This is a genomic window from Vibrio plantisponsor, assembly GCF_013041605.1.
Taxonomy (GTDB): domain Bacteria; phylum Pseudomonadota; class Gammaproteobacteria; order Enterobacterales; family Vibrionaceae; genus Vibrio; species Vibrio plantisponsor.
The window spans coordinates 68,692-95,442 of the sequence record NZ_JABEQC010000001.1 but is presented as its reverse complement, the minus strand read 5'-3'; the positions used below and the strand labels follow the sequence as shown (position 1 = coordinate 95,442).

Annotated in this window: 23 protein-coding genes and 3 pseudogenes; 10 read left to right on the top strand and 16 right to left on the bottom strand. The window is 43.0% G+C overall.

Translation table 11 applies throughout. The annotated features are described in order from the left end of the window. Nucleotides 1-272: 272 nt before the first annotated feature. Together HKI82_RS00490 and HKI82_RS00485 are read left to right on the top strand one after the other, a co-directional pair. Nucleotides 273-731, top strand: coding sequence for a GNAT family N-acetyltransferase (locus HKI82_RS00490; protein WP_171136861.1), 459 nt, complete (start codon nt 273-275; stop codon nt 729-731). A gap of 321 nt (nt 732-1,052) precedes the next feature. Then, complete coding sequence (locus HKI82_RS00485) at nt 1,053-1,532, top strand: YehS family protein (RefSeq protein ID WP_171136860.1); 480 nt, start codon at nt 1,053-1,055, stop codon at nt 1,530-1,532. Nucleotides 1,533-2,034: 502 nt separating this feature from the next. Here the strand turns inward: HKI82_RS00485 and HKI82_RS00480 are convergent. After that, nucleotides 2,035-3,012 carry a GlxA family transcriptional regulator gene (locus tag HKI82_RS00480; RefSeq protein ID WP_171136859.1) on the bottom strand — a complete coding sequence of 326 codons (978 nt, stop codon included), beginning with the start codon at nt 3,010-3,012 and terminating at the stop codon, nt 2,035-2,037. A gap of 113 nt (nt 3,013-3,125) precedes the next feature. On the opposite strand from HKI82_RS00480, the gene HKI82_RS00475 reads away from it, so the two are divergent. Next, a complete protein-coding gene (locus tag HKI82_RS00475) occupies nt 3,126-3,743 on the top strand; it encodes a LysE family translocator (protein WP_171136858.1) in 618 nt (205 codons plus the stop codon). 244 nt (nt 3,744-3,987) lie between these two features. Here HKI82_RS00475 and HKI82_RS00470 read toward each other — a convergent pair whose 3' ends face one another. Further along, nucleotides 3,988-4,863 (bottom strand): LysR family transcriptional regulator, encoded by an 876-nt coding sequence (locus HKI82_RS00470; RefSeq protein ID WP_171136857.1) that lies wholly within the window; start codon nt 4,861-4,863, stop codon nt 3,988-3,990. 168 nt (nt 4,864-5,031) lie between these two features. On the opposite strand from HKI82_RS00470, the gene HKI82_RS00465 reads away from it, so the two are divergent. Beyond that, nucleotides 5,032-6,351: a DUF1254 domain-containing protein gene (locus HKI82_RS00465; protein WP_206361771.1), complete on the top strand. Its 1,320-nt coding sequence runs from the start codon at nt 5,032-5,034 to the stop codon at nt 6,349-6,351. 240 nt (nt 6,352-6,591) lie between these two features. On the opposite strand, the gene HKI82_RS00460 is transcribed toward HKI82_RS00465, so the two are convergent. After that, nucleotides 6,592-7,779, bottom strand: coding sequence for an MFS transporter (locus HKI82_RS00460; protein WP_171136856.1), 1,188 nt, complete (start codon nt 7,777-7,779; stop codon nt 6,592-6,594). A 191-nt stretch (nt 7,780-7,970) separates the two neighbouring features. Here HKI82_RS00460 and HKI82_RS00455 point away from each other — a divergent pair, with 191 nt between their 5' ends. Continuing rightward, nucleotides 7,971-8,852 carry a LysR substrate-binding domain-containing protein gene (locus HKI82_RS00455; protein ID WP_171136855.1) on the top strand — a complete coding sequence of 294 codons (882 nt, stop codon included), beginning with the start codon at nt 7,971-7,973 and terminating at the stop codon, nt 8,850-8,852. A gap of 409 nt (nt 8,853-9,261) precedes the next feature. Here HKI82_RS00455 and HKI82_RS00450 read toward each other — a convergent pair whose 3' ends face one another. Beyond that, entirely contained in the window at nt 9,262-9,780 is a 519-nt protein-coding gene (locus HKI82_RS00450; protein WP_171136854.1) for a cysteine hydrolase family protein, read from the bottom strand. 119 nt (nt 9,781-9,899) lie between these two features. Here HKI82_RS00450 and HKI82_RS00445 point away from each other — a divergent pair, with 119 nt between their 5' ends. After that, nucleotides 9,900-10,814: a GlxA family transcriptional regulator gene (locus tag HKI82_RS00445; protein WP_171136853.1), complete on the top strand. Its 915-nt coding sequence runs from the start codon at nt 9,900-9,902 to the stop codon at nt 10,812-10,814. Between the two features lie 151 nt (nt 10,815-10,965). Further along, nucleotides 10,966-11,190: pseudogene (locus HKI82_RS20445) on the top strand (transposase); the annotation flags it as partial. A gap of 206 nt (nt 11,191-11,396) precedes the next feature. On the opposite strand, the pseudogene HKI82_RS20440 reads toward HKI82_RS20445, so the two are convergent. After that, nucleotides 11,397-11,509: pseudogene (locus HKI82_RS20440) on the bottom strand (putative quorum-sensing-regulated virulence factor); the annotation flags it as partial. A gap of 87 nt (nt 11,510-11,596) precedes the next feature. Between HKI82_RS20440 and HKI82_RS00435 the strand changes: the two are divergent. Then, complete coding sequence (locus HKI82_RS00435) at nt 11,597-12,010, top strand: VF530 family protein (protein ID WP_042485787.1); 414 nt, start codon at nt 11,597-11,599, stop codon at nt 12,008-12,010. Between the two features lie 163 nt (nt 12,011-12,173). Here HKI82_RS00435 and HKI82_RS00430 read toward each other — a convergent pair whose 3' ends face one another. The 9 genes from HKI82_RS00430 to HKI82_RS00390 all read right to left on the bottom strand — a co-directional run bounded on the left by HKI82_RS00430 (nt 12,174) and on the right by HKI82_RS00390 (nt 22,746). Then, entirely contained in the window at nt 12,174-13,424 is a 1,251-nt protein-coding gene (locus HKI82_RS00430; RefSeq protein WP_102941870.1) for a DEAD/DEAH box helicase, read from the bottom strand. Between the two features lie 426 nt (nt 13,425-13,850). Next, a complete protein-coding gene (locus HKI82_RS00425; protein ID WP_102941871.1) occupies nt 13,851-15,254 on the bottom strand; it encodes an HD-GYP domain-containing protein in 1,404 nt (467 codons plus the stop codon). A gap of 256 nt (nt 15,255-15,510) precedes the next feature. Further along, nucleotides 15,511-15,726 carry a DUF3820 family protein gene (locus HKI82_RS00420; protein ID WP_042481593.1) on the bottom strand — a complete coding sequence of 72 codons (216 nt, stop codon included), beginning with the start codon at nt 15,724-15,726 and terminating at the stop codon, nt 15,511-15,513. A 117-nt stretch (nt 15,727-15,843) separates the two neighbouring features. Further along, entirely contained in the window at nt 15,844-17,526 is a 1,683-nt protein-coding gene (locus HKI82_RS00415) for a BatD family protein (RefSeq protein WP_171137195.1), read from the bottom strand. 2 nt (nt 17,527-17,528) lie between these two features. Then, nucleotides 17,529-19,412, bottom strand: a complete 1,884-nt coding sequence (locus HKI82_RS00410) for a vWA domain-containing protein (protein ID WP_171136852.1) — start codon at nt 19,410-19,412, stop codon at nt 17,529-17,531. Then, nucleotides 19,405-20,373, bottom strand: a complete 969-nt coding sequence (locus tag HKI82_RS00405; protein WP_042481244.1) for a vWA domain-containing protein — start codon at nt 20,371-20,373, stop codon at nt 19,405-19,407. The genes HKI82_RS00410 and HKI82_RS00405 overlap by 8 nt, the downstream gene beginning before the upstream one ends. Beyond that, nucleotides 20,360-20,845: a DUF4381 domain-containing protein gene (locus HKI82_RS00400; protein ID WP_102941875.1), complete on the bottom strand. Its 486-nt coding sequence runs from the start codon at nt 20,843-20,845 to the stop codon at nt 20,360-20,362. The genes HKI82_RS00405 and HKI82_RS00400 overlap by 14 nt, the downstream gene beginning before the upstream one ends. A gap of 10 nt (nt 20,846-20,855) precedes the next feature. Further along, entirely contained in the window at nt 20,856-21,779 is a 924-nt protein-coding gene (locus tag HKI82_RS00395; protein ID WP_042481239.1) for a DUF58 domain-containing protein, read from the bottom strand. A gap of 10 nt (nt 21,780-21,789) precedes the next feature. After that, complete coding sequence (locus tag HKI82_RS00390; RefSeq protein ID WP_171136851.1) at nt 21,790-22,746, bottom strand: AAA family ATPase; 957 nt, start codon at nt 22,744-22,746, stop codon at nt 21,790-21,792. A 313-nt stretch (nt 22,747-23,059) separates the two neighbouring features. Here HKI82_RS00390 and HKI82_RS00385 point away from each other — a divergent pair, with 313 nt between their 5' ends. Both HKI82_RS00385 and HKI82_RS00380 read left to right on the top strand, forming a co-directional pair. Beyond that, nucleotides 23,060-24,976, top strand: a complete 1,917-nt coding sequence (locus tag HKI82_RS00385; RefSeq protein WP_102941877.1) for a methyl-accepting chemotaxis protein — start codon at nt 23,060-23,062, stop codon at nt 24,974-24,976. Between the two features lie 73 nt (nt 24,977-25,049). Beyond that, entirely contained in the window at nt 25,050-25,250 is a 201-nt protein-coding gene (locus tag HKI82_RS00380) for a restriction endonuclease subunit S domain-containing protein (RefSeq protein WP_102941878.1), read from the top strand. Nucleotides 25,251-25,340: 90 nt separating this feature from the next. Here the strand turns inward: HKI82_RS00380 and HKI82_RS20680 are convergent, their stop codons facing one another. Beyond that, complete coding sequence (locus tag HKI82_RS20680; RefSeq protein WP_390632687.1) at nt 25,341-25,766, bottom strand: methyl-accepting chemotaxis protein; 426 nt, start codon at nt 25,764-25,766, stop codon at nt 25,341-25,343. A gap of 114 nt (nt 25,767-25,880) precedes the next feature. Beyond that, nucleotides 25,881-26,561, bottom strand: a pseudogene (locus HKI82_RS20675) (PAS domain-containing protein); the annotation flags it as partial. Nucleotides 26,562-26,751 lie beyond the last annotated feature (190 nt).

Sequence of the window (26,751 nt, the reverse complement as noted above, 5' to 3'; positions counted from 1 at the left end):
CCTGAGTCAGCAAGAACTATGCTGACTTATTTTTGCCCCAATTCAGTGTTGACGTAATTACTCAGTGGTAAATCGTGACACTGAAATTACCGTACTTTTGTTCATGCTTACTAACCGATAGACCATTTAAATAGCCCCCCAAAATTACTAATTTGGGATAAAACTTCGCTAGGTTGAAAAGTGAATGTTCATTCAGAAAGGTAGAGAGATTTCTACTTAACCTATATGCTACCTCGCATAATTAAAAAACTAATAACTACAAAGAGTTAATGATGGAAATTAGAACCGCTGACCTTAAAGATGTTGAAGAGCTTTCTCACCTATTTCATGCATATAGGCAGCTATCAGTTAGTCTAGAAAATTCAGCAACTATAACTGAGTCGGAACTGTGGTTGGAGGATAGAATCAATCATGGTGAAGCTGCCTTTTTAGTAGCTGAAAGAAATGGTTCATTCATAGGGTTTGCAACTTTATATCAAGGATTCAGCTCTGTATCGCTTCAAAAATATTGGACTCTAAACGACCTTTACGTAAAGGATGAAGCTCGTGGTCTTGGTGTTGGAAATGCTTTGATGGCTAAAGCTGATAAGTTTGCTCTTGATACGAATGCAAAAGGCATCGAATTGGAAACAGTCATAAGTAATACAGTGGCTCAGTCTATGTATGAAAAGCTTGGTTATGTTGAGAATACAAAATACAAAAGTTACTTCAAGCCCGTCAGTAGAGAATGAGTTAGAGTTGATGCTAAGTAAACATCCATGATGTAGCGAAAGAAAGTGCCCCATTCCTTGCCAGTGACCTTCTACCTCACAAATCACAGTGAGGTAGTTTGACCTACTTCTTCTAATCAGCATAGTGTCTATGAAAGTGGGGTCTTACCAACTTAGCCAACTAGTTCGAATAGGCCGTCTTATTTCTGTTTTTTAACCTACCGAAGAAACGTGTTCTCTGTTAGAGTCACCGTCAACTACGCTATTGAATAAAGACACTCACAGATCGCATGTCATTGATGGATTTTTATTCACCCTTAGAACTCATTTTAGGAATCCCTAGTGACTAACAACGAAATTTTACGTCGTATCCAACACGCGTTAAACCTTAAAAACGCGCAGATAATGAAAGCTTTCGGGCAGGCCGAAGTCACTGTGGCTCACGATAAAGTGGCAAACTGGTTAAAAGATGAAAGCGACAAATCTCGCGTTAAGATGAAGGATCAAGAGTTAGCGGTATTCTTAAATGGCTTTATTAACCTCAAGCGAGGAAAAAAAGACGGCGAGCAACCTAAGCCAGAAGTCACGTTGACCAACAACATGATTCTCATGAAGCTGCGCATTGCGCTAGACATGAAAGCAGAAGATGTGTTGGACGTATTAGAAGTGGTCGGTACTAGTTTAAGTAAATACGAAATTGGTGCGTATTTCCGCAAGCCAAACAACAAAAACTACAAACAGTGTGAAGACCAACTGCTGTGCGACTTCTTAAATGGTGTGCAGTTTACCAACCGTCCCGATTCTGAAGAGTTTACTGGGTAATTTTTATCTCGAATCGAACGTGGTAGTTGATTAAAAAAGCGAGAACCAATTTATTTGGCTACTCGCTTTTATCATGCTAAAGACCGATATTAGAGCTTCACAATCACGTCTACTCTTTGTCTTTCTTCAGTAGATACCTATCAAACCACGCTGAAATCTGGTCGGATTTTAGAATCAAGACACACACAGCCCCTATGACCCTACCAAAATAAACCCAAACTAAAACCTTAAGCCAGTTAGGGGCCACTATTCTGGTCAAGATGTTCCAGACATCTTGTAGTGATTAACTAAAACTGGCCACGTATATAGAGTTTCCCCATGCTTTTGGTCATGCGTGTAGAGTCACGACTGACGCCATTGGCAACACGAATTTGCCGCAAAACCATTTATAGTTAATGCCCATCACACCTTCTTAAAATCGTACATGCCCCAATTTATATAATGAGTCAGATATTGAAGACCATTGAATGTTGAAAGGTCGCTCGCTAGACACACATAGCCATCACGCTATCGAGTCGCGACGGCATCGACCTGGTGTTACGCCAAATCTTTTCTTGAAAATCTTGCATAGATAGCTGATATCCCGAACACCCACTTCATCTGCAAGTTGGGCAAGGTCATGACTAGAATGTTTCAATCGCCAGTACACATGTTGTAAACGTAATTCTTGCCAATAATGACTCGCTGAAATGCTGAGCTTTTGCTGAAATAAGCGGTCTAATTGTCGTCGACTAATCCCGATGAGCGCAGCAACCTGTTCTACGGTCATTGTCTGTTCCAAGTTTTCTTGCATCAAAGAAATCGCTCTGTCCATATGACGATTTCTGTGTATTCCTTGCTCTGACGACTTTAGACGGTGTTGCATACTACGATTTTCATCAACCAGCATATCCGCTAACCCTTTTTCTGCCTTTGTTTGACCGACATGCTTTTGCAAAATTGCCACCGCAAGGTCGATAGTGGCACTTCCGCCAGTGCAACTGATTAGCTCTTTATCAAAGTGATAAAGCTGCTCATCTCTTACAATTACTTTAGGGTAGGTTGCTTTGAACTCGCTATGGTGCCGCCAATGAACCACAATTTGATGACGGTTAAGTAGCCCTAACTCAGCTAGAGTAAAGCAAGCGTTATCAATGCTGACAATTGGTATTCCATTGGCGACAACATTTCGAACAAAAGAGCGATAATAAGCGGCTTGCTGCTGAGATTCAGTTGCAGTGCGGCTGCCAAAGAAAACCACATAGTCAAAATTCGCAGGCTTAACGTCACTAAAATCGAGGTCAACTCTGATAGGGATTCCGCTACTAGAAATGACTAACCCTTTGCTGTGAGACACAACTTTCCATGAGCAATATCGTTGTTGACTGTGATCCGCTTCATCTGCGGAGAATCGGAGTTTATCTAAGAAGCCACCAAACGGAAGCATGTTAAAGTTATTTAAAGGTATCAATAAAAATCGGACACCATTATTTTCATTCATTTGTATTGAACCTTAAGTCTAAATATTCATGTTTTACGTCCAGAATATACCATAGATAAATTGAGAACTGAGAGATACTAATCTCCCTTAAGTTCTCAATTTGCTGGTTGGTTATGACGTTTGAAATTTGGTGTGTCTTTGCTTTGTCTGCGCTGGGTCTTGCTTGTGTCCCAGGTCCTAACTCGCTTTTAGCACTCAGCCACGGTGCACGATATGGCTATAAGAAGACAATTTGGACAATATGTGGTGGCGTGAGTGGCTTTTTCATCTTGATTACGGTAGCTATGCTAGGTTTAGGTACATTACTAGAAGCAAAACCTGAACTGATGATTGGTCTTCAATGGCTGGGAGCTTTATATCTTGCATGGTTAGGTTTCAAATTGTTTTTCGCATCTGCCATTAGCATTGAGCAAACAACAACTGTAGTGTCTGTTCTGCCTAAAGAGCTATTTAAGCAAGGCTATTTCGCTGCATTGTCTAATCCGAAAGTCTTGCTATTCTTTACAGCTTTTCTAGCTCAGTTTATTAACCCTGATGAGGCGTTTATCCCCCAATTTCTGGTAATAACATTCAGCTTTCTTTGTATTGAATTTGTCGTAGAGTATATCGTGGCAAGATTGGCGGATAAGGTTAAAACACTGCTCTTAGCCAATGGGCGAACCTTCAATCAGTGTTGTGGTGCGTTTTTCTTGCTGTTAGCAGCAGTAGCTGTTGTAAAGAGCCTAGCTTAACTGAATAGCTAAGCTGAACTCTAGGGCATTAAATTTGAGTGTTGTACTTACTTGAGTTGCAACATTTTTTGATATTGCAATGAGATTCTTCATACCGTAGCTAATATGTGTTTTCTCACTTAGCTAATATCGTTGAAACACGTTTGCCCTATTCCAATTTTAAGCTATATGTTACGTTGATGTGTCTCGGCTACATTTTCCCCTACTTTTTCTTATATGAATAATTGCATTTTGCTATTCGGCGTTAAATGAATATCTGCGACATTAATGAGTACAGGTGTTGGTATAGGGGAGACTTACGATCAGTAACACGCACATTAGCAGCCCAGATTATGTTGTAATCGATAAACTCTGTGCCTGAAATTTGAACAAATTCGTTACCTAATACCTTGCTAGGTAAGACATTCGCAACTTTTCGATTCGCCATCAGCTTTAGTGCAAAGGAAGCCGTATCGGCCTGATGTGAATAGTTGAGTTCGATTCCTTGGGACTGTAAGTGTTCTATAAATTGAAATTTTTGCTCGTTCCATCCAACAGTTCTTTGTTTGATAAAAGGCCACTTTTTTACTTCATCCCAATCATACTTACCATGTTTAATGGCAGATGCGATAACGAATTTGTCATCACATATTTTCTGCTGATAGACACCTGATGAGCGATCTTGATGAAGTAGGTGTACACCAAAATTAATTTCCCCTCGCACAATCTTATTTTCAGTCTCATCTCCCCATGAATGAAGAGCCACTGATGCTATTGGAAATTTCTGTAGCAGCATTTCGTACAAGGTGATGCCAAACTTCTCCATAACTAAATCGGGCAACGCAATGTTAATAGCATCCGCATATGTTGAAGGATCAAAGTGTGTGGGAGTGACGGCTTCTTCTAAATCACTAAGAGCCACTTTTATTTTTGGAATAATCGAATGAGCATAACTGGTCGGTTCAAGCTTACCAGACATCCTAATAAACAGTTCGTCATTAAGTTGCTCTCGAAGGCGGGTCAACTGCTTACTAACTGCACTTTCTGTTAAACCTAAGGTAAGCCCCGCTTTTTTTAGGTTTTGCTTTTCCGCAAGCACTAGCAGCGTTTTTAATAGATTGAAGTCGAGGTCAAAACGCATGTATGGCTCCTATCCTAATGGTCAAACAAATTGAAAATTATTCAAGATTAAATTTTCTCACATTCCAAAAATTCCTAATAATATAGCAACAATTAGTTTATAGGCTCTAATTTTTAACTATATTCAATAGGTTGATTAGGTAAATTGTTCATATTCTCGGAGAAGAAAATGGTTGGAAAAAAAATACTGGTCTCATTGCTAGCCACTTCAGCGATGTTAAGCCCCTTCGCTACTCAGTTTGCTTTTGCTAAGCCTATCCCAGATAAGCTAGCGCAAGACGCTTTCATTTATGCTTATTCTATTGACGAAGCTTACAAATTTTTCTACGAAACTGCCGTTGAAACTGATACACCACTCAATCGTTTTCAAAATATTCGTCATATTGCCGACGACTCATATACTGCCCATGTGACCATAAATAATGACACATTGCATCTAATGGGGTGGTTAGATGTAGCCGCCGAGCCAGTTGTGGTAAGCGTTCCAGATATGGATGAAGGCCGCTATTGGATCCTACATACAATGGACATGGGACATTACACAACGTCAATGATTGGTTCACGTTTGCGAGGGAATAAAGGCGGTAAATTTATGTTTGCTGCTCGTTCATGGACAGGGGATATTCCTGCAAGTGTCGATGAAGTTATTTATGTTGATTCGAATATCATTAAGTTGATGGGTCGAATCATGGCTGTGGGCAAAGAGGATGAAAAAGTTGCCCTAAATTATATGGATGATTGGAACATTAGAACGTTGTCTGCGTATCTTGGTGTTCCGGGACCTAAAGAAAAAGTCAGAACTTATCCGAAATATGACGACACGAACTGGTTAGAAAGAGTGAACTACGTTCTGTGTGATGGTGATATGGGTACTTCTGATAAGAAATGGTTAGATCAATACAAATCCATTGGCCTCGAACCTTGTAAGACAGACTTTACCAAAGAGCAATTAGCTGCTGCTAAAGTCGGTAAAGAGTTAGGTATGAAACACCTTCAAGAACTCGCGCCCAAAATGACTAATGCCGGAAAATTACTTGGCACTAGAGAGCAGTTGGGTGACGGTGAACGTGATCTGTTTGCAGAAGGTACATATTTGGGGCAGTGGGGCTTGCCACCTGATGAATCTGTTTACTTGAAAGCAGAAAAGGGAGAAGACGGTAATAACATCAATGGTTCGAATGGTAAGAAATACACAATGCATTTCAAGGCTCCTGATGTTAGTCAGTTCTGGTCGTTCACTGTATATGGATCTGATAATCGTCTGATGGCTCACAACGAGATAAACCGTCATAGCCGTGGTGATCGTACCCTAAAACCCGATGCAGATGGTATGTATACAATAGAGCTAAGCTCGACAGGAAAAGAAAGCGACACCAATTGGCTACCTATTCCAGAGAAAGATGCTTACATAATCTTGCGGATGTATGGACCGAGCAAAGAAATACAGGAAGGTGGATATCCATTCCCTACGCTAAAAGTTAGTAAGTAATTCGCAACCATGTATTGAATAAAGCGCTCAGTTTGGGCGCTTTATTATTATGTCTATTGAACATTGGAGGTTTAGTGAAGACTTTTTGCGATACAAAAAGTAATCCATTATTGCCTTACTTAGGGGGAGAGCGTAACTCGAAAATGTCCAAAACTTTCACAGATGGCACTTCGAGACTCAGAAGTGCCTCTTATAGAATTGACTTATTTACTCAGTATCAGTCTTTGTCCTTAGCTTTTTCTAATTTGCTAGCTGTGTCATCTGATTTGATGTCTGATTATCAAGGCGACCACTTATTCGAGTCAGAGCAAGTGCCGCGAGTACTATCATCGCACCAATCCATGGTGTATGCATCAACCCCATTTCCGACACAATCACTCCACCTCCCCAGGAACCAAAAGCAATACCAACGTTAAATGCTGCTATGTTTAGGCCAGATGCAACATCTACAGCATCAGGGGTGAATTTTTCAGCCAGTTTCACAACGTAGACTTGCAGGCCAGGAACATTGCCGAACGCAAAGGCACCCCAAACTAGAATCGTTGCTACCGCAGTGATAGGGTTTACAGCGGTAAAGTTAAATACCAAAAGGATAGTTGCGAGTCCTGCAAAGATGATAGTGAGAGCTTTAATCGGTCCTTTCTTATCGGCCATTTTTCCGCCCCAAATATTTCCAATTGCCACCGATACACCGTATACCAACATAATTAAGCTGATTGCATTGGCGCTAAAGCCTGATTCTTGTTGCAAAATCGGAGCAAGGAAAGTGAAGGCAGTAAATGTACCTCCGTAACCCAGTGCTGTAATCGCATAAACCAGAAGTAGCCTTGGTTGAGTCAATACTTTCAGCTGTGATGACAGTTTAGCTGCGGCTGGTTGTTTTAGGTTGTTCGGTACTAAGAAAGCACTACCAATCAGCGCAATAAGTCCTAACAACGCAACGATTAGGAATGTCGATTGCCAACCAAACGTTTGACCGATGTATGTCCCCAGTGGAACGCCTGTTACTAGCGCTACAGTTAATCCCGTAAACATTATCGCAATAGCACTTGCCGCTTTTTCTTTGGATACGAGACCGGTGGCGATCGTCGAGCCAATGGAAAAGAATACTCCGTGGGCTAGACCGGTCAGAATGCGAGCAACGATAAGGGTGTTATACCCAGGTGCTTGCCACGCCAACAAGTTTCCAACCACAAACAGTGACATAACAGTAAGTAGTACATGTTTACGGTTCCATTTGCCTGTAAGTGCGGTTAACACTGGTGCGCCAATTGCGACACCAAGGGCATAAAGGCTTACCAGCAATCCTGCCGATGGTAGTGAGACATTTAGGTCAGAAGCCATAGTAGGGATCAATCCCACGATCACAAACTCCGTCGTTCCAATAGCAAAGGCGCTGAGCGTCAATGCGAGAAGTGCTAATGGCATATTTTTTTACTCTCTTTATTTAGGCTTGAATATATACAACGCATACGTTCATCAACGTGTTGCGGTGCATTGACTTGATAAGGAGAGATTCTGCGCGGAAATGATATTGCAAAAAATAGAGTATTTAACAAATGATATTTGTTATAAATGCAACAATTAAATATGCACTGATATATAAATCGTAGGTAAGAATGCGCACAAAATCTGATGATTTAGAAATTCTACTTTCCGTCGTTGATACCGGTGGGTTTACTGCGGCAGCGGAAAGTTTAGATGTACAGGTTGCGCGGGTGTCGCGAGCTGTGAGCAAAGTAGAAAGCCAGCTTGGCGTGACGATATTAAATCGAACTACCAGACGGATTGAACTAACGGATGAGGGACGTCAATTTGTAGATTCAGTGCGAGCAGGATTGATGCAATTACAGCAAGCGGAAGAAGAAATTATTTCCCGCGGGGAATTACCCAAAGGGAGACTACGTGTTGATGCCGCCAGTCCGTTTGTGTTTCATCAGTTAGTACCATTGGTGAAACCGTTTAATCAGGCTTACCCTGACATTGAGTTGGAGCTGACTTCAAATGAAGGTTTTGTCGATTTGCTAGAAAAGAAAACAGATATCGCGATTCGTATTGGTGCACTAAATGACTCAACGTTACATGCAAGGCCGCTTGGTAGAAGCTTGCTCTACATTGTTGCTTCACCTGATTACTTAGCAAAGCGTGGCTTCCCTAATAAAAGTAGTGATTTAACCCATCATGACACAATTGGGTTTTCAACCCCGAAAGCACTTAATGATTGGCCTCTTAAAGGATTTGTAAAACTGACCCCGACACTGAATTCAAGTAACGGTGAAACCGTCAGACAGCTCGCTTTGATGGGAAATGGTATCGCTTGCCTGTCAGGATTTATGGTGAAAAAAGACATTGCGGAAGGGAGATTAGTGTCTCTGTTAGAAGGTGAGAAAATAAGTCATTCTGGCAGAGAGCAAGTGAACGCGGTGTATTACAAGTCTTCTTCTCTTGCCAAACGAATCTCCGCTTTTATCGATTTCATTCAGCCCAAGCTAGAGCTGTAGCTCTTTCTGACACTTGGGACAAGCATCTATCCATAAAAATGGTTGTCACTATTAATCGGTAATAATTCATCAAATAATCATCAATCACTTCATTTAGAGTCGAGATTGCTTATACCTGTTCTGCATTTTGTTTGGCCGAGTGTAAGCGCCGTTTTACTTATATTGATCATCCGTGTTTGTTTTAAACCAGAGCAATTGGTGTTTCAGTGCCAAGTAGAGTTAGAGTCGTTGAGTAAGTGCGCTTTGCGACCATCTTTTCTTGTCAAACCAAATGAAAACTAACTTATTTGGGACATTACTATGGCGTGATTGTCTTAACTTGTTCGTGCCCCCTATGTAGTTAAAATCGAAAGCTCACGGGTAAACAATACCGGTGAGCTTTGGAAGTGTTTTATATGGTTCTTTGTTTCTACAGCACTTCGGAAAAACTTAGTAGAGGTACGCGAGTTGATAGCGCATTTAAAGCAATGTTATGAATCATGCTATCAGTAGTCGTGCAGCAATCTTCAATAACTGAGACTTTATATTTTTCCGCTTTCTTTGATATAGCTGTATGTGTAACGCAATTTTGCGTCATCATCCCACATATCAGCAGTTCATCAATCGCTAACTCTTCCAGCGATTTCTCTAAATGCGTTTGGTGAAAACTGTCTGCATGCTGCTTCTCAATAACTTCGGCATTAGGGCATATGGCGATTATTTCTGGGTGGATATTCACACCGTCACTGCCTTTTGCAAAGAAAGGTGCTTTTCCTTTAGGGGCTGAAGACACGTGTTGGATAAGAAATACCGGAACATCTTTTTGCTTGGCTTTAGCGATTAATTCTTTGATGTTTATCAGTACTTTATCTGTGCTCCATAAAGGGAAGTTGCCTTCAGGGAAGTAATCGTTCTGTATATCGATCACAAGCAGTGCCTTTTTATGCATTTTTTCATCTCCAGTTGTTTTGATTTTGGGTTCAGAAAGATTATGAGCAACTTGCTGTACTCTTTTTAGAGGCTAAAATGACATAAAAAAGGTTAAAAACGACAGGTTGGGAGGCAGTTGTGACCAAAATATCCGTTGGAATTTGTGAGTATCCTTCAGCGTTGAAGTCTGCGGTTTATGGTCTTGAAGAAATGTTCTTACTCGCGAACCGAGTTTGTCGCGAGCAAGGTATTGATGTCATATTTGAGCCAATGATTGTTCAGAAAACTGACCAGATAAAAGATAGCTTTACAGTTGTTTTATTACCGCCCGCCTCAATAGGCGATTATTACCTAGCGCCTGAACGAGATTTTATTGAGTGGCTTAAGGATCAGTATGCCAAAGGGGCCGTTCTGTCATCGGCTTGTGCTGGGGTATTTATTCTAGCCGTAACTCGCTTAATTAATACAAGAGAAGTGACCACCCATTGGGCTTTGGCAGACACATTTGGCCGAATGTTTCCGGATATTCCTCTAAACAGCAATAAGATATTGATTGATCACGGAGACATAGTTACGGCTGGCGGGATGATGTCGTGGCTGGATCTCGGCTTTGAGTTGGTCGCTAGATATACGTCCCCTAGGGTTGTGCGTCAACTTGGCAAAATTCTGGTTATCGATACCTCGCAAAGAGAGCAGAGTTATTATCAGCAATTTAAGCCGTCGTTCGCTCATGGTGATACCGCGATCGTCTCGGCTCAACAAATAATGCATCAGAGTTTTGCGCAATCGTTGTCCATTAATCAGCTAGCTAAGCAGTTAAACCTTACTGAACGCACAATGCAAAGGCGATTTCTAAAGGCTACGGGTTACAACCCGAATCAGTATTTACAGCGTCTAAGAGTTCAGCGTGCATGTGACTACCTAGAAAGTACACAGCATTCGTTTGAATGGATAGCCAATCAGGTTGGTTACGAAGATATCAGCGCCTGCCGCAAGGTTTTCATCAATACTGTGGGGTTAACTCCACGAGAGTTTCGCAAGAGATTTTCCTAATGTTGGTGGAATCGAATGTGCGTTGTTGCTCGCTCAAGAGTGATGACGCTTCTCTTTTGTCATAACTTGAATTAATTTAGCGAGTGTTAACTTATGAGTCTGTTTGTATATTGGGTGTCGAGGGCTGCATTTATCTAGCTTGATCTAAAAAACAACGGCTCTTAAGGTTAAGCGGGTATTTTCACTGCCGTTGAGAGGTCTTCAAGGGTTCATTAACTCTATTTTTAAGCTTGCTCAACTACCGTTGTCATGCCCTCATTATTCATGCATTAGCAAGCGAGCTAAAACGGTTAACGTCGCATTCAAAACAAAGACTAAAGGAACAATCCAGCATTTAGCCATTGATGCAACAGGGCTGAAGGTCTACGGTGAGGGCTAGTGGAAAGTCAAAAAACATGGCACTAAATTACAATGCTCAGGTTGGTGAGACTTACGCCATGATAAAAGCGTTAAACAAGCTCACAGGGCTAGGTATGCCTGAAACGATGGTGATCGCCTAACAATTAGCCATGTTAGGGGCGTTTTTAACTGAAAGCGAATTAGGAAACAAAGCCCTCTTAAGTGCCTCCTTTTCGTAGTTACTTAGAGAACTGACATTCGTTTTAAAGGTTTCCTCACACTGTCCAATCCTTTAATTTTTAGTGCTAGACAGAGTTTGAGCACAGTTGACCTAGCTCGCTTGCGGGCCAGCCCTTCTATTCAAGCCATCGCGGCCTAACTATAGATATCTCTGTACTCTATACTTTGTTAAACTCCGCCCTTTGATGAGCAAGGTCCCTAAAATGATGACTGACGAAGAGAGAATCGAACTGCAACAAAACAACCCACTGCACGGGTTAAAGCTAGAGACTATGTTGCAAGAGTTGGTGGATTTTTATGGCTGGGACATTCTAGATACAGCCATGCGTTTTAATTGCTTTAATACCAAGCCTTCGATTGCAAGTAGCGTGAAGTATTTAAAGAAAACCGACTGGGCGAGAGAAAAGTTAGAAAACTTTTACCTTTATCGCTTTAAGCGCATGCCACGCGCAAGTGAAGAAGAATACAATTTGCCACCAAGAGCTCGTACTTTTCCTCATGGGCTTGAACCTAAAGAGCCGATGCCGCTAACTGTTGACTCTATTCTTAACTCACAAGCGAAAGCAGCATCTGAATTTAAAAAACGCTCACCTCGCGGACGTCCGACACGTCGCTAGTACACTTTCTTGGAAAGCAATAGAGCCCTGCTGATGCAACCAGCAAGGCTCTATTGTTCTTTAAATATTGTTCTTTAAATGGGTCAACGACAGCGAGTAATCAATTTGGTTTATCTGCGCCCAAGAAACTTTCGCAATGAAACTAACTTGTGGTTTACGTTTTTTACTGATTGCGCGTTTTCTTGTTTTTACCCGTACCTGATGGCTTTGCCCGTGGCTTCATAGGTAAAAAGTATGCTTCGCTTTGATCGTCATGCACTTCAAAGCCCTTGACCTGCTCGCGTTCAAGCTGGAACTTATTTTTCTTTTCTATCACTTTAAAATGGTGGTAATCATCGTAATCGATAAGAGATAGGCCCAGACCCACTTCGCCCGCGCGGCCACTACGTCCGATTCGATGCATATAGTCAACTGGACTACGCGGAAGATCGAAGTTGATCACCACTGGCAGTTTTTCAATATCAAGACCTCGAGCCGCGATATCAGTAGCAATTAGGACTTGAATCTCACCAGACTTGAAACCCTCAAGGACACGAGTACGTGCACCTTGTCCTTTATCACCATGGAAAACCTCCGCAGTGATGCCGCGTTTTGACAGTTTTTGAGCTAAGTGGTTACAGGCATTCTTAGCATTAACAAAGATTAAAGTTTGTCGCCATTGATGCTGTTTGATTAGGTGGGCGAGTACCGCAGTTTTCTCACCTTTATTCACACTAAACACGCGTTGTACCAACGTGCTAGCTTCGGCACTCTGTAGCTGAACTTCAACAGGATCGTTAAGTAAGTGCTGAGCCAAAGCCGTGACTTTGTCAGGGAAAGTGGCAGAAAATAGCAGTGTCTGTTTCTTCTTTGGTAGTAAGGCAAGAATCTTATTGAGTTCTTCTGTAAATCCCAAGCTCAACATACGGTCGGCTTCATCGAGCACGAGCGTTTTTACTTGATCTAACTTAATCGCGTTACTCGATACCAAATCAAGCAGTCGTCCTGGCGTTGCAACAACGATGTCACTACCACCACGCAGCGCTAGCATTTGAGGGTTCACTGATACGCCACCAAATACGGCAACCGTTTTGATTTTATCTCTAAGATGATATGAGTAGGATTTAACACTGTATGCTACCTGCGATGCCAACTCACGAGTAGGAACCAAAATCAAATGAGAAACGAAGTTGCCACGACGATCATTTGATTCATCTTGCTGAAGAATTTTCTGCAGAATTGGCAGCGAGAAAGCGGCAGTTTTACCTGAACCTGTATTGGCTCCACCTATCATATCTCGCCCAGCAAGAACATCTGGGATTGCATGAGATTGAATAGGTGTTGGGTGGTTATATTCTAATGCTTCTAGTCTCTCGACTAAGGTTGGAATCAGGCCAAGATCGGCAAATGTCGCTTGCTGTGTTTTGTCTGTCATTACGAAGAGTGGCTCAGTACTGGGTCAAGGCCGTGTATCTTATGCTATTTAACACAAGGGTGTTAGCGATAATAAACCAACTAGATGATGGACTGTCGCAACAGAACGCTGCTCATCCTTTTGCGCGAAATCTCTCATTAACACGCGTTGTATGTGCAAATTGATGGTGTCGTATATAGGGAAATGAACTTGAGAGTATCCATCTTCGTTTCAGCCAGTTCAGGATGAAATATTTCTGCCCCATTGTGTGTCAGCATAAACATGAGTTCGTATTCTGTTATTTGGTGTTTGAGCTATGAGAAGTCATCCTTGTAAAAAGTAAAGACCTGATGTTAGTAGTCGTATTTACTTGCCCTTATTAATGAGTTAACCAATCGCTCTATTGGAGAGATAAATCTAACCCAGTTATTATTTTTTCAAATCGATCTAGAGCATAGGTGACGCGGGAACCTCACTCATACCAATATCTTTTATATATTTCTCAGGGAGTTTGTTCAGTGCCACTTTTAGCGCATTAAAGCACACTGGGTCGATGGCTGTACCCACACTTTCTTCCATGATTTCTAACGTTTTCGGAATCGGAATGGCGCTTCGATACGGGCGCTCAGCAGTAATAGCATCAAAGATATCGGCGGTGGTAATAATCCGTGTCATCATAGAAATTTCATCGGCAAGCAGTCCGTCGGGGTAGCCTGTACCATCTAATTTTTCATGATGAGCCGCTGCCATTTTGGCAAATTGTTTTAGGGGAGATATCTTTTCGATGATCTCTCTGGTAAACACTGCGTGATTTTGTATCTGTGCCCACTCGTCATCGTCCAATTTTCCTGGTTTATCTAAGATAGTGTTACTTACCCCAAGTTTGCCGAGATCATGTAACAGTGCCGCACGTTTTAGCCAGCGTCGATCTTCTTGGTCTATATTGAGTTCTTCAGCTATGAGCGTACTAAAAACAGCTACTCTGGAACTGTGTCCGGAGGTAAAAGGACTCTTAGCATCGATGATTTTGCCAAAGGCAGTTACTATTCGATCAAAATAGTCATCATCTAGTGGAATCATCGCTTGGGCGGGTGACATGGCGAGCACAAAAGGGACTATGGATGGAGCATTAAGTGCCTTGATAAAATCAGGGCTGCCTTTCAACTGCTTAGAGATGGCCACTAAGTTTGGGTCCAGCCAGTTTCCAGAACGACTTTTTAGTTCAGCAAATGCACTATTCAAGTCATGCTCACGTTGAAAAACATCCATCACTTGAGCAAGAAGAGCTATTCTTGAAAACAATGGAATTTGATCATTCTTCAATCCATCAGGACGCCCTGAGCCATCCCAGTGCTCATCCAAATGTTTGATGCCCTGCGCTACATTTTCACTGAACAAAAGCTCACGAGCAACGTCTGCGCCTTTGGTACAACGTGTTTGAATCAGTTCTTGCGCGTAATCTGTGCCATTTTTCAAAATATCAATCGTGGTTGAGATACGCTTGCGCCAATGTTCTCCTGAACCTGCATTTTTTAAGACGAAATTAATCGCACTGGTCAGGCTAGTACCGACCGTTTTATAACGTTGTTTAAAAATGAGATCATCTGTGGCGTAAAGCTCACAAATACGCGCAGCATTGCTACTGCAGCCAGCGTCCTTGAGAAGTAACGTAAAATAAAGATCATGAAGCTCTGAGGATGAAAGGTTTAATCGTTCACCAATATGCATTCCAATCCAACAGCAACGCATACTGTGTTCATGGGGCTGCCCCTCTGTCATGTCTAATGCTACTGTCAGTGAAGAAATCAGCTCGGCTAGGGGCATATTGAGATTCGAACCTTGTAGTAACATCGCACTCTACTTATCAATATTTAAACAAAAATTATAGTGCAACCTTACACTCTAATCTAATGACAAATAACAATAAAAATACTCTGGTGGATGAGTAATTTTGATCCGTTAGATAGGGGGGCGTAATATCTTAAATAAAACCTCAAACGTTTAGCTAGTAAAGACGCTTACAAGCTTTTGTCCATAAATGAGGCAGTAAAGAACGCTTTTTCTAAGTTAAAACTAGCTCAGATAACTTTAGTAGGGTTCAGAGACATTACATCCGTTTCAACGGTTTAACAACGCTATCTAACCCTTCAATTTTCAACGCCAAGCAGAGCTGGAGCAGTTGACCTAGCTCGCCTGCGGGCCAGCCTTTTTTGTCAAACCACAACAGGTATTCTTCAGGTAGATCAATCAGTACTCGGCCTGCGTATTTGCCAAATGGCATTTGAATGCGGGCAAGTTTGATGAGGTTTTCTTTTTCTAACATGGTTGGGCTGCCGAACTGTTGCGTTATTTTTGAGTATTGTGCCATCTTTCAATGGCACATTGATCTTTTTCTTTCGAAGGTCAGCCACCTTTAATGAAGATGGCCGAAGTTCATCGATTAGAGGTTGGCTAGGGTTACAGGTTTAACTTTACTGCGCTTTGCCTGCTGCTTTTGAATACGTTCAACTAACTTTTCAAGGTCGTCTGTTTTGATCTCTTGAGGAGTCGAAGAATAGAGAGCCTGATTGATGTCATTCAGCGCTTTATTGATCGCTACCTGCTCTTGCTCTTCTACTACTACATTGTTTAGCCAAGCTTTTATCGCAGCACTCATAGCAATGCCATCAACTTTGCCAGACAAGGCATTTTTGACAGCCTGATATTCGCTTGAGCTTGTTGTTTCTGTGGAGTTTGATTGGTCTGATGCTGATGACTTAAGTCGCCATGCAAGCACACCAGTGATCACCCAAAGTGCCGCGAACAATGCGGTTAAATAAGGCCAAAACCCCGCATCTGTCACAGTGACGGTTTCCACTTTTGTTGTGGGTTGGACAGGAGTAGGTGCCGCAACCAGTGGGGTATCATTTTGTGTAACGTTTAAGGTAAGCCCTGAAACTTTACTCGCTTGTTGTTGTTTTGCTGTGGTGTTCCACCAATCCACGGTTATTTCAGGCAAAGCAATATCGCCACTTTGACGTGGAATAAGCACCTGTTTCATCGTCATCACAACGTCTCCGTTATCCAGCGTTGTGAATTGAGGTTTCTCATCGTAAATACTTAGCGAAGTAGGGTAGCTGAGCTTAATGTTTGGTAACTGTTCTTGCGTTAGTCCCGCAACTTTCAGGTTCACTTCACGGGTGATGGATTCGCCAACCTGAGTTTTGTAGCTGTCGCCAGAAATCGCATTTCCCTGACTGTCCGTCCATTTTTGAGTCAGGCTCAACTTACTCGTAGGAAGCCAAATACCCTGATAGTTTGACGGTTTTGGATTGACGGTAATCGAATATGTCTTCGCTTTAGTTTCAATAGGAACCAGTCGGGTGCCACCGCTGTAGTTACTACCGTAGACAATGGTGCCTTTGAAAACTGGCTCGTTGAGTTGATAAGTCCCAGCTTCCTTCGCTGTGATACGAAAATCCTGATCGACGACAGTCACTTCTACGCCGTCTAACACCGTTTGATACTGATTGGCTTCACTGGCAGCGTTAAGTTCAAGCCCTTCAACGGCTGGTGGAGCGACGGTTGGATTTTGCAAACGACGTGGATCTGCTTTGATGATTAATCGAGCTTTCAATAAAGCACTTTCATTTGGGTAGAGTTCTGAAGTTGAAAGCTGAGTCTGCACTTCAACCAGATCATTCACCTCTGGAGCTTGTTCGTCTTGTGCTACCTGAATCGCGATTGGTTGAGTTCTTTGGCCGTTGAGTTCAAAGCTTGGAATCGTAACAATACCTATATGCGTTGCTGCGAGTGATATTGTCCATTCGCTTTTGTTGCTGCGCGTACCGTTAATGATATTGATTGATGAACCAAAACTCGGGCGTCCCAACAGGAAATCACTGCTTAATACGGTGAAATCAATATCGTCTGATGAGGCTTTTTGATCACTTACTACTCGTAGCTGAAAAACTTCGTTTTTTACGACTTTGTTCTTACTGACGCTGGCATAAAAGGATGCCGCTTGAACGGAAAAGCTATTCAAACTAATAGCTGCAATAGCTAAGAATAGAGCAAGTCGTCCTAAGCGAGAGATGTATGCAAATCGCGGGGAATTAGCGAATGGAGAATGTAATACGTTCATCATTACCACTTTTTACCATCAGTTTGTGGAGGCTGTTTACTGTTAGCCTGAATAATCAATTGAGCACGCAATAGCTGACTTGGGTCGCGAGCGTTTTCAACTTTTTCCAGCTTCCTTAATTCAGGATCGATATTTTCAGTTGTCGTTGAGGTTGCCGTTGTCGGTTTTTCATCAGGCTGCGATTCCTGCTCTGATTGTTCGTCTTGTTTATCGCCTTGGGCGTTGGCTTGAGCATCGGTTTGTTGAGTGGATTCTTTTCCACTGTTTGCATTTTTGTCTGCATCTTGGTTGTCTTGTGCAGAATCCTTACTCTGTTGGTCTTGTGACTTATCGTCTTGAGAGTTTACTTGTTTTTGATCTTGCGACTGTTGCGCATCGTTTTGTTGTGGCGACTGTGAATCCTGCTGCTGTGATTCGTTGTTTTGCGATTGACCAGAATCCGCTCCCGATTGAGACTGCTGTTGCTGTTGCTGTTGCTGTTGCTGTTGCTGTTGCTGTTGCTGTTGCTGTTGCTGTTGCTGTTGCTGTTGCAGGGCTTTTTCAACAACATCGAGATTGTTTTTAGCATCTTGGTTGTTTGGATCTTGCTGCAACACCTGTTGATAAAGCGCTTTGGCTTTATCCAAATCACCATTTTGAGCATACGCATTGGCAAGATTGTATTGTGTTCTCGAAGAGGGGTTTTCTACTTTAGAAAAGCTCTCTATTGCGCCTTTAAAATCTTTGTTCTGATAACGAGCGACACCTTGCCATTCAGGATCGGTGAATTGCTCGCTGGCAGTTTGATAATCTTTGTTATTAAAGGCTTCCATCGCTTGCTGATTGCTGTTCTTCCAAGGCGAACCAGTATCCAGCCAAGATGCGGCGCTTGCATCTGGCGACATGACACTGAATCCTGTGGAGAGAACTGCAACAAAGATCAGCCCACGACGGAAAAGTAATAATGCGGGCACGATTAGCAGAGGAAGTAGCCAATAACCATTGTTGACGTTTTCAGTCAGCGTTTTTTTTTCGTTTTTCTTGCTCACATCTTGCTGCAAACCTTGTTCAGACAAGATACGCGCAACGTCTTGACCATTCGCTTGGTATGGCGTGAAAACTCCGCTGACGTTTTTCGCCAGTGATTGCATAGTTTCAAAGTTGGTTTTGGCAACGACGGTTTGTCCGTTGTCGGTTTTCAGAAGTGAACCATCACTGAGTGTAATTGGCGCACCAGAAGCGGTACCAATGCCCAAAATCACGAGCTTAAACTGTGTACCAGACAGTTCATTTTCGATGTCTGATTGCTCTTGCTCATCAAGATCATCGGTTAGCAGGATGATTTCACCGCGTGCCATTCCTGCGTTTCTAAGCATCTCTATAGCCAGTTTTACACCTGATGCGGCATTGGCTCCCTGATAAGGCATGATGTCGGGGGATAAATTAGGCAGCAAGTTAGCGATGGTTGCACTGTCGCTAGTCAGCGGGCTAACTGTGTACGCATCACCGGCATAAGCGACTAAGCCAGTGCTGCCTTCTGTCCAACCTTTAAGTAAGTCGAGTGCTTTGTAACGAGCTTGAGTTAAGCGATTGGGTTTAATATCCGTCGCGTACAGTGACAAAGACATATCCATGACCAGAATACGTGCGTTGCTATTGGTGTAGCTAGGACGTGTTTGTTTATGGAAACTTGGCCCAGCTAACGCAATCACAGCAATTAACCAACTAAGCGCTATCAATAAGAGAACAGATTTGGTTTTGTTGCGATTTTCGATTCCCAGCGCACTGGCTATATGGTTGGCGATAAGCCCTTGGCTTTGTTTATGGGCTGAAAGCCAAAATAGAATTGCGGCTAGGGGAACAAGTGCTAAAAGCCATAAAGGAGTAAGGAACTCGAAATCAGACATGGTCTCTCCTTACGATAAACAAAATGACAGACAAAAGCAGCGCGACTGCTAGTGGATAACCAAACCACTCAGTTTGTGGACGCCAAGTCTGAGTTGCCTGACTAATTGGCTCCAGTGCGTTGATGGTGTCATAAATGGTCGCGAGTTCTTTTTCATCACGAGCACGGAAATATTGACCGCCAGTGATTTTGGCAATCTCCATCAAGCTCTTTTCATCCAGATCTTGAGCAGTGTTAACTTTGCGGGTGAGGAAGAACTCTTTCACCATCATTTCGCCTGCGCCAACACCCACAGTGTAGATGGTCGCGTTGTACTTCTTAGCAATTTTGGCGGCTTCAATCGGGTCAAGAACACCAGAGGTGTTACTACCATCACTGAGTAAAATCATTACACGCTGGGGTGCGTCGCTATCGATAAAGGTTTTGGTTGCGAGGCCAATACCTTCACCAATTGCGGTCTTAGTTCCGATCAATCTTAGTATGGCTTGATTTAATTGCTGGCTGATTGTTTGGCGGTCTAAAGTCAGCGGTGTCTGCAAATAAGCGTGATCAGCAAAAAAGATCAAGCCCAGCCTGTCGCCTTCGCGCTTGCTGATGAAATCACTCAAAACCTTTTTAACCGCTGTGAGCCTGTCAATATAATCGCCGTCGGATTTCATATCTTCTTGGCTCATTGAGTAAGAGAGATCGACAACCAGCATCATGTCGCGATGTTTTGGCGAAGTGGTGACAGGGTCGCCATACCAAACTGGGCGACAAACAGCGGCAATCAGGCATAGCCAGATCAATACGGCCAACAGTTTGCCCAACCATTGTTTAGGCGGTGCGACGGTATTTTGTTGAGGTAAGTAGGGCAACTGTATGGCTGCCCTTTCCTTTACAGGAGGTAAAATACGATGAATAACTAGCGGCAGTGGCAATAGAACAACTAGCCACCACCATACGAACTCAATATTTGCCAACGCTCAAGTTTCTCCTTTTTTGCGGCGGCAACGCTGTGTTCACCCATTGATAGCAATCCGCCACCAAATCTTGTGCATTTTCGACTTTTTGTTTTTGATACAAAGCCTTCTGCCAAGTTTCCTCATTCTTCGTGAAAATAGGGGAATCAACTTGGGAATCCAAAAATGCATACCAATCTGGGCCGGTTAAATGAGCAACCTGCTCACGCGGGTAATAACATAACGCTGCTTGACGAACTAACTCAATCGCTGATGATGGAGTTTGATGTCCTAGTGCTGGGTTAAGCAAACGCAAAGCGGTTTTCTTCGGCGCCATACGTTTCTTTTTAGCACGGACAATTAAAGCGATACTTACCAGTACCAAAACAATGGCGAATAGACTTGCCCACCATCCCCAAGAAAGTGGCAGCCATGAAGGTACTTCAGGTAAATGCAAATCGCTAAGATTGAGTAAATTTGATGATTCTTGCATATCTTTTAAATTATCCAGAAAGTTGTTGTAGCAAAGATATATCGCTAGAAAGAGAGCGGTAGTCCATTTCCATAGATTGGCTCAATGATTCTAATTCTAATTTTCGAGAATCAAAGGCATTTTTGATGCTTAGACGGTCAGATTTGGACGAAAAGTTAAGCCAGCGCGCATTTTTGCCATCGCTCACTCTCTCAATTCCTCTAAATTGGGTCTCACCTTGTTCAAGGGGATCAAAAATATGGACTAACTTCACGCGATTGTGCTTACGTAACTGGTTGAATAATGGTCGGAAAGAATCCTCATAATTAACAAAATCGCTGATCATTATTACCTCGCTGCCTTTCGGGCAGAGACGGTTTAATGTCATTAAAACGGTTTGCATGGAACTAGGTGCCGAAGCGCCTGAAAGTGCCTGTTGTTGGCACTCAACCAATTGGGCGATGATTTGCAGTGGACCTTTGTTTCTGCTGGTTGGTTTTATTTCAACGAGGCTTGAGCCTGTGTCAATCACCGCACCAATGCGATCTTTCTCTGCAACGGATAACCAACTGATCAAGCTGGCGATATGTGCAGCCTGTACCGATTTGAGTAACAGAGAAGAACCAAACTGCATGGTCGAGCTTAAATCTACATAGAGAATCACGGGCTTTTCCCGTTCTTCAGAAAACAACTTGGTGTGCGGCTTACCTGTTCGGGCGGTGACACGCCAATCAATAGCACGAATATCATCACCTGGCTGATATTGGCGAACTTCGGCGAAGTCCATACCTCGTCCAAGTTGTTTGCTTTGGTGTTGACCTAAAAGCTGTGACCATAAACTTTTGGCAGGCGGCAACCATTTCACCGTATGTTGCTTGTAGGGCAGTAGCTCTTCGAGACAAAGATGAACGCCATCAGCATGTGCGGGTAAAAGTTGTTTTACAGACTGAGCCATAATGCTTGCCTTACGCGCTGCCAACCAGAGTCAGTAAGTGAGTAATGACTTGGTTTGGATGTACGCCTTCCGCTTGTGCCTGATAGGTCAGTAATAAACGGTGGCGCAAAACAGGAAACGCCATTGCTTGTACGTCTTCAGGACTTACGTAGTCGCGACCCTGAAGCCATGCACGTGCGCGTGCGCAGCGATCGAGAGCGATAGTCGCGCGTGGGCTGACACCCATTTCTAACCACTGTGCAAGTTTTGAATCGTATTGTTCAGGTTTGCGAGTCGCCATCACCAAACGAACCAAGTATTTCTCGATGGTTTCCGCCATATGAATATTTAGTACTTCTTGGCGCGCAGCAAATATTTGCTCTTGGGTGAGTTTCGGTAAATCTGCTGAGCTTTCACCTTTGGCTTCTCCACGGTTTAGACGAAGAATCTCTAGCTCATGCTCGGCGTCAGGATAATCCACATTTAAATGCAGCAGGAAGCGGTCGAGTTGCGCTTCCGGCAATGGGTATGTACCTTCTTGCTCGATTGGGTTTTGCGTTGCCATCACTAGGAACAGTTCGGGTAATCGATAGGTTTTTCTGCCCGCAGTAATTTGCTTTTCTGCCATGGCTTCCAGCATTGCTGCCTGAACTTTTGCCGGTGCACGGTTAATTTCATCAGCAAGGACGAGCGAGTTAAATATAGGCCCGGCTTGGAAAGTAAACTCACCCGTTTCAGGGCGGAAAATGTCTGTGCCGGTTAAGTCTGCGGGTAGCAAATCTGGCGTGAACTGAATGCGGTGAAAATCCCCTTCAATACAGTCTGCCAACGACTTCACCGCGCGAGTTTTTGCCAGCCCCGGAGGCCCTTCAACCAGAATATGACCGTCTGCTAGTAACGCGACCAGTAATTGCTCAACAAGAGCTGATTGACCTATAACCTGTTGGTTTAAGTGCTGCTGTAGCGAATGGAAGGCTTCTGACTGCATGAAATCCTAATCTCCTTGATAATCTTGTTCTTAGTGAGCCTGAAGCTCAAAAAGTTCCTTATGAGACAAGATATTCGTTTGTTTGGATAAATATCGAACAAACGGATGAACTATAAGCTGTTGCTTGATATTTAATACATGGAGTCTGTTCCCACTTTTCTAAACCTTTTCAAACAAATAAATCCGTATATCCGCTTTGGGTTCACTTGATTGATAAATTTGGTGAATTAGTTGCCGTTTCACCATAAAGAATTATGCTTTAAAGTCGATACAACGTTCGTTAAAACAAATCGCCAAAATAGGTAAAGAATAGATGCTCAAATTTAGCAATGTCAGTATTAAGACAAAGGTCGTCGCAGGTATCACCTTTGCGGTATTGGCCTCAACAATTATTGTCGGGGTAATGGCACAACGTCAGGCAAGAGACGTATTGGAGCACCGATTGGTGGACATAGAGCTTCCATCTATGCTTCAACAGATCAGCAGCTCAGTGAATAGCGAAGTAACACAACTGCTATTAGCTGCTGAACAGATCACTCAGAGTGAATTTATTAAGAAAGCGATTGCCACTAAGAATATTGATTCTGGTGATGAAGCTATGCTGGTTAAGCAGCTAAACAACATCCGTACTCAGTTCAAATTGAACGATGCGTCTGTGGCTAACCGCAAAACGGCTTACTACTGGAACCAAAATGGTTTCCTGCGTGAACTGAACAAACAGCAAGATGGCTGGTTCTATGGCTTTGTAAGCTCTGGTAATCCAACCATGGTGAGCATGTTCCAAGAAGCCACGGGCGAAGTGAAGATGTTCGCTAACTTCCAGGATGTGAACGGCGATACTATGTCAGGTCTATCTAAATCGATGGATGACATGGTGAAGTTGCTTAACAGCTACAAGATTGAGCAAACGGGCTATGTGTTTCTTACCGACGCGAAAGGCGAAGTACAGATTCACCGTGAAAAATCGAAAGCTAAGTCTAGCCTAAGCCAGTTGTTTGGCGCTGAGACAAACAAGTTGCTGAACAAACAGGGTTTCAACTTGATTACGGCGCAACATGATGGCGTTGATGTGTTCGTTGCCAGTTACTACGTCAAGTCTATGGACTGGTTCGTAGTAGGTACTGTGCCAGTTAACGAAGTGTTCGCAGACCTAAACGATGTTGCTCAACGCATGTTGATCACCACTATTATTGTTGCCGCTATCTTTATTGCGATGGGCTTGATTCTGGCGAGCAGTATTGCAAACCCAATTCGTCAAATTGCCATTCGGTTTACTGATTTAGGCAAAGGCGATGGTGACCTTTCTCAACGAATTGAAGTTCAGGGCAGCGATGAAATTGCACAACTTTCTTCTGGCTTTAACGGATTTATCGAGAAGATTCACCAGTCGATGAAAGAAGTGGCGTCAACCAGTCATGCATTGCAAGAAGCGGCAGAAACAGTGTCAACCAAAGCCCACACCACGCATGACAACAGCCAACAGCAACGTGACCAAACGATTCAGGTTGTGACGGCGATTAACCAAATGGGCGCAACCATTAGCGAAATCGCTTCAAACGCTGCAACCGCTGCGGAAACAGCGAACCAAGCGACCTCGAATACCGAAGTAGGTCGCGCTGTAGTGAATCAGGCGAAAGATGCGATAGCTCGTTTAGCTAATGATATTGAGAATATTGGTCAAGTGGTTAGCCAGTTGGCGTCAACCACTCAAGATATCGGCTCAATACTGGATGTTATCCGCGATATTTCTGACCAAACTAACTTACTGGCGTTAAACGCAGCGATTGAAGCGGCGCGCGCAGGTGAGCAAGGCCGTGGTTTTGCCGTGGTTGCTGATGAAGTTCGTAATCTCGCAAGCCGCACTGCTGCATCTACTGAACAGATCCAAAAGATGATTAATCAGCTTCAAAGTGACGCTAAAGACGCGGTTTCTGCGATGGAAGCAGGTAAGTCAGTGACATTGGAAGGTGTTTCTTCTTCTGATGAAGCGGTTCAGGTTCTGATCGGTATCTCTGAGCGTATTCACGATATTTCAGACCGAAATACACAGGTAGCGACGGCAACAGAAGAGCAGTCAACCGTGGTTCATACCATCAACATGAACATTGAAGAAATTAACTCAATCAATGAGGTCACTACGGGCACTGCTGAAGAGCTTGCCGGCGCTAGCCAAGAGCTTCGTGAACTCTCTGCTCGTCTAGATAAGATGGTTGGTAGCTTTAAGCTCTAGTATCCTGCTGGGGAGTTGGGTAAACTTCTCCCCAGTATTTGATATTTAGAACTTTGAAGTTTAGGTAAGAATAATGAGCGATTTTGAAAAAGAACTAGAGCAGATGACTCAAGAAGCAGGTAACGAGCCAGAAGTTTCATTACCAAGTATTGAAGAACAGAAAGCGATAGTCGCAGAACTTAAGCGTTTGGAAGCGGAAGGCAAACTCACTCCAGAAATTCTGGAAGAGCACTTTGGTAAGTTCAACGCGAAGAACGGCGCGCCGATTCACTAACCTGCTTCTTCTCATCTGTTATTGAAGAATGAGTGAAAAATTCCAAATAAAGAGGTCTAGCTTTGCTAGACCTTTTTTTATGACTAGGCCTTACAACTGCTGATTAAACTGACGAACGGCTTCCACCACTCGAATGGCGCCTTGTTCTACTTGTTCTATTACTTGACCAGCTTGGGTTGATAAGTCCAGAGCTTCACCAGCTTGAGACTGGCATACATTAATCAGTTCAACCGCTTTGGCGGTAAGCTTCATGTTCTCAGTCACTACTGTGACAATTTCTTCGGTTGTCGTATTGGTTCTTGAAGCCAGTTGTCGCACTTCATCGGCAACCACCGCAAAGCCTCTACCTTGTTCACCTGCGCGAGCCGCTTCAATAGCAGCGTTAAGCGCTAGCAGGTTTGTTTGGTCAGCGATGCCACTAATGTTGCCGACTAAGTCACTAATGCTCTTTGAGTGCTGATTCAGAGCTTCGATTTCTTTACTTGCCTGCTTCATTTGCCGTACTAAGTTATCCATCTTCGCGATGATGGCGGTAATAACTTCTTGTCCTTGAGTCGTTTGGCGTCCGGTTTCTTCTGATACGTTAAAAGCGATTTGCGCTGCCTCTTGAGCCGCAAGTTCTTGTTGCACTTGATCAGTTATAACCGTTGCAAACTTCACGACTTTGTACAGCTCACCAGTGTCGTTATGAATAGGGTTGTAAGAAGCTTCTAGCCATACAACATGCCCATGTTTATCAATTCGCTTAAAGCGTTCTGATACGAATTGACCTCTCCCCAGTTTCTTCCAGAATTCAGTGTATGCTGGTGACTTAACGTCACTTGATTCACAGAAAATTCGGTGATGTTTACCTACGATCTGCTCGCTTTTGTATCCCATAGTTTTCAGGAAGTTCTCATTAGCACGAAGTATGGTGCCATCTGGAGAAAACTCGATAACCGCCATTGAACGGTTTATCGCTTTGAGCATATCTTCATGCTCTCTGGAGGCTGATATGGTTCGAGTTAACTCTGTTGCATAAACAGAAAAACGAAGCAGTTTTTTCTGCATGTCAAAGATCGGCTGCAAAATGATGCGCAACCACGCTTCCTGACGGTTTGCCTTAGTAATTTGTAATGCGCCGTTCCAGTGATGTTTCTGCTCTAATGCGCTTTTTAGTTTCTGAAAATGCTTAGTTTTCTTTGCTTTCTCTGGGACTAAGGAAGTTAGGTGAGAGCCTGATATTGTCTCAAATTTAATTCCGAGTTCCTTTTCAAAATTAGCGTTAGTGGAAATGATTTTTCCTTGAGGATCTAACGTTAACCGCAACATGTCCTCATCAAGGCTCTCTCGAACTTGTTCAAGTGGATAAAGTTTCTCTTTTAATTCTTGGTTTTCTTTTTGAAGTGACTTATTAAAAAACATAGTAACCTTAGCTTTGTAGAAGCGCCGATCTCTAGTGGGGGGAGTTACCTAAATATTGACTAGGTAAACAATAGTTATATTTATCATTCAATATTAT